At 60.1% G+C, this 4,231-nt stretch carries 4 protein-coding genes and 1 pseudogene; all 5 read left to right on the top strand.

Annotation, left to right across the window (positions count from 1 at the left end):
- The first annotated feature begins 273 nt into the window (after positions 1–273).
- On the top strand, positions 274–813 hold the full coding sequence (locus ACODSV_RS36065) for a TetR/AcrR family transcriptional regulator (protein ID WP_069076640.1): 540 nt from the start codon (positions 274–276) through the stop codon (positions 811–813).
- Between the two features lie 15 nt (positions 814–828).
- The gene (locus tag ACODSV_RS36060; protein ID WP_150055963.1) at positions 829–1,662 is read left to right on the top strand and encodes an alpha/beta hydrolase; all 834 of its coding nucleotides are present in this window, start codon (positions 829–831) and stop codon (positions 1,660–1,662) included.
- Between the two features lie 38 nt (positions 1,663–1,700).
- Complete coding sequence (locus ACODSV_RS36055; protein ID WP_150055962.1) at positions 1,701–2,135, top strand: acyl-CoA thioesterase; 435 nt, start codon at positions 1,701–1,703, stop codon at positions 2,133–2,135.
- Positions 2,136–2,190: 55 nt separating this feature from the next.
- Complete coding sequence (locus ACODSV_RS36050) at positions 2,191–3,159, top strand: tRNA dihydrouridine synthase (RefSeq protein ID WP_024076515.1); 969 nt, start codon at positions 2,191–2,193, stop codon at positions 3,157–3,159.
- A gap of 611 nt (positions 3,160–3,770) precedes the next feature.
- Positions 3,771–4,231: pseudogene (locus tag ACODSV_RS36045) on the top strand (hypothetical protein); the annotation flags it as partial.

The following is a 4,231-nucleotide window of genomic DNA, read 5'->3' as shown; positions in this document are numbered from 1 at the left end:
AGGACACCGCCCTTTCACGGCGGTAACAGGGGTTCGAGTCCCCTAGGGGACGCCACGATTACCCGCTCTGCGGGATTTTTAAGGGTCATTCAATTATTGAATGGCCCTTTTGTTTGTCTGGCGTTTGGGTTTCTGCCCTCTGGCCTGTTCTATTTGCCCTGACTCTTATTCCAACGTTTTGCAGGCGGCCGGTTCGGACGGGCGGTCATGCTTCTCGCTTGCGAAATATTATTATGATAATAATATTCAACCCATGAACGACGGAGGCACACGATGAGCGATAAAAAAGCGCAAACCCGCGAACGCATTCTGCAGGCCGCCAGTGCCGCGTTGGTCCAGCGTGGCCCGGCCGAGCCGAGCGTGGGGGAAGTCATGGGCGCGGCGGGGCTGACGGTGGGTGGGTTTTACGCGCATTTTGAAAGCAAGGATGCGCTGATGCTGGAGGCCTTCAGTCAACTGCTGGCCCAGCGTCGAGCTTCGATCGACGACATGGACGAGCAACTGACCGGTGAAGAGCGTCGTGCGCTGGTGGCCGCGTTCTACCTGTCGCGCAAACACCGCGACTCGACGGCCAAAGCCTGCCCTATCCCGGCGACGGTGGGCGAGATGAGCCGCCTGCCGGACGAATTTCGCCAGGTGCTCAATGAGCATGTGGAGTTGATGGCCGCACAGTTGGCCGCCAGCCCGGAAGATACCGACAAAGCCTTGGCAGACATGGCCTTGATGATTGGTGGCCTGGCCCTGGCTCGTGCGCTTGGGCCGGGTGAATTGTCGGATCGTGTATTGCGTGCTGCCAAGTCGGCAGTGCGCTGAAAAGGGGGTTGCATAATGGGCGCATTCACATGGATTCGTAGCGTCAACGGCACCTTGGGGCGCCTGGCGCCGCACACGGTGGCCAGTAAAATGCGTCGGGTCTTCATGACTCCGCGAGACCTGCCGCCGCGTGATTGGGAATTGCCGCTGCTGGCCCAGTCGGAGCGCATCACCTTGCGTTTCGGCCTGTCGGCGCTGCGTTGGGGCCAAGGGCCGGCGGTGTTGCTGATGCACGGTTGGGAAGGGCGGCCGACGCAATTCGCCAGCTTGATCACCGCGCTGGTGGACAACGGCTATTCGGTGATTGCCCTCGATGGCCCGGCCCATGGTCGTTCGCCGGGGCGTGAGGCCCATGTGCTGTTGTTCGCCCGCGCCATGCTGGAAGCGGCGGCCGAGTTGCCGCCCTTGCACGCGGTGGTCGGCCATTCCATGGGCGGCGCCAGTGCGATGCTGGCGGTGCAGTTGGGGTTGCGCACTGAAGCGCTGGTGAGCATTGCGGCGCCGTCCCGCTTCCTGGATGTGCTGCGCGGCTTTGCCGGAATGGTCGGTTTGCCGTCGCGGGCACGCTCGGCGTTTATCCAGGAAGTGGAGCTGACGTTCGGCATGCCGCTCAAGCACTTGGATGTCGCCCACTACCAGATGAATATCCCTGGCCTGATCGTTCACGCCGAAGATGATACCTTCGTTCCGGTCAACGCCTCGCAAGCTATCCATGACGCCTGGTTCGACAGCCGCCTGCTGCGCCTGGAACACGGCGGGCACCAGAAAGTTCTGGCTGATCCGCGTGTGATCGAAGGCGTGCTGGAGCTGTTGGCAGGCCGTCGTTTACAGGAGCGCCAGACCGCCTGATACACTGCCGTGCCGACATCAATCGACTGGAGCAAGGCATGGGCTGGGATTTGGCAACGCCGTTTATCATCGAGTTGCAGGTGGCCCCTGAGGACATTGACGGCCTTGGGCACGCCAACAACGCGGTGTACGTGGCCTGGCTGGAGCGCTGTGCCTGGCGCCACTCCCAGCGCCTGGGGCTGGACCTGACCGAGTATCGTCGCCTGGACCGTGCCATGGCTGTGGTGCGCCATGAGATCGATTACCTGGCGGCCGGCTATGAGGGCGACGAGCTGCAACTGGCGACCTGGATCGTCGATTGGGACCAGCGCCTGAAAATGACCCGGCGCTTCCAGCTCGTCCGGCCCCGTGACGGCGCGACCTTGCTGCGCGCGCAAACCACCTTCGTCTGCATTGAACTGTCCACGGGCAAGCCCAAGCGTATGCCGACAGAGTTTCTCGACGGTTATGGCCCCGCCCTGACAGGGGGTTAACGGTTGCGCTGGGAAACCCAGTAAACTGCGCCACGATTTTTGTTGAGTGTTTTCCATGCAAATTGCCTTGGCGCCCATGGAGGGGTTGGTCGACAACATCCTGCGGGACGTGTTGACCCGCGTGGGCGGTATCGACTGGTGCGTGACCGAATTCATCCGCGTCAACGACCGCCTGCTCACCCCCGCCTATTTCCATAAGCTCGCTCCGGAACTGCTGCAAGGCGCTCATACGGCTGCCGGTGTGCCGTTGCGTGTGCAATTGCTTGGCTCCGACCCGGTATGCCTGGCCGAAAACGCAGCCCTGGCCTGCGAGCTCGGTTCGCAAGTGATCGACCTGAACTTCGGCTGTCCGGCCAAGACCGTCAATAAGTCGCGCGGCGGTGCGGTGCTGCTCAAGGAGCCGGAGCTGCTCAATCAGATCGTCGAGCACGTACGCCGAGCAGTTCCTGCTCATATCCCGGTGACCGCCAAGATGCGCCTGGGCTTCGACAGCCCGGACGGCGCGTTGGTGTGCGCCACTGCCCTGGCCGAAGGTGGCGCGGCGCATATCGTGGTGCATGCGCGCACCAAGACCGATGGCTACAAGCCCCCGGCCCATTGGGAGTGGATCCCGCGGGTGCAGGACGTGGTCAAGGTGCCGGTGTTCGCCAACGGGGATATCTGGAGCGTCGAAGACTGGAAGCGTTGCCGCGAAGTCAGCGGCGCTGAAGACATCATGCTCGGTCGTGGCCTGGTAGCGCGCCCTGACCTGGCTCGGCAGATTGCCGCGGCGCGGGCGGGCGAAGACGTGGTGGAAATGACTTGGGCGCAGTTGCAGCCCTTGCTTCAGGACTTCTGGGTCCAGTCGGTCGCCCAGTTGACCGAACGCCAGGCGCCGGGCCGTTTGAAGCAGTGGCTGGCGATGCTGACGCGTAATTACCCCGAAGCTGTCGAGCTGTTTACGGCCCTGCGCCGCGAGACTGGGCTGGAGCAGGTGAGTCGCCTGCTCAATATGCCCCATCCTGAGTCATGCAGTAACGCTTGAGTATTTGTTGAGGGCCGCTGGGGGCCCCAGTCAGCGTGTGCTGTGTTTCAAAGTAAATGCTCCGTGCCGAAAAGTACGGGGCATTTTGTGTTTATGGGTGGTAGGTATTCACTCGCCCCCCCCCGCAGCAGTGCGTTTTTGTGTGGGGCAGGGGCAGTTGTAATCTCAGCCGGTAACATTGAGCAAAGTTCGCGCTATTTCAGATTCAAAATAAGTCGGTATGTAAGGCTTTTTGTCGTTTTCATTTTTTAATGTGAGTAATTGATCGGGGTGCCTGATGTTATTCCCGTGGGCGCGGAATAACACAATAGAGCACGTTGCGGTCTCTGGAAGTATGTCGGTGATTGACGTGTCGCGCGGATTATTAGCGTGTGTGTCCTTTAAATGCGTGTCTGGTTCGCTGGATGTGCGGCATTCCTCTGTAAGTCATGGGGAAAAGTCTGAAGATCCCGTTTGGTTTCCTTATATGAGGCGCGATTTCGGGAACTCGATGGCGTGGCTTTCCACGAACGTAATGACTGTGAAGCAACGCTGTTGTTTGCAGCCCCTAAAGACTATCGCCACCCTGGCCAACTAACGGCGTCAGGCCGCGCTGAATAAGGAACTTGCTAATGTCCCTATCGATCAATAACGCCCCCTTTGTCAATGTTGATAAATCGGTCTATGACCGTAGCCCAGCTTCAACCGGTGTCAATCAAAGCGCGGCACCCGCCAGGACAGATACTGGTCAGGCGCCGGCTCGCAGCGACAGTTTCCGAGTTGCGCCCAATGATGCGATGGTTAATGGCAGTGCACTCACCAAGTTGTTTGACATGCTTGATTTGGTCTTCAGGGCCATGCGCGAGTTGCTTTCCGGAAGAAGCATAGCCACTGATGTACTGCCCCAGTCGGGTCAATTGCCGGGCGGTAAACCGGATGAGGGCAAGGTGCCGGTGAAACCTCAGCAAAAAGACTTGCCGAGCGTGAAGCCGGATGAGGGCAAGGTGCCGGTGAAACCTCAGCAAAAAGACTTGCCGGGCGTGAAGCCGGATGAGGGCAAGGTGCCGGTGAAACCTCAGCAAAAAGACTTGCC

Source organism: Pseudomonas sp. FG86 (genome assembly GCF_057808775.1).
This window is presented reverse-complemented; position numbering and strand designations above follow the sequence as displayed.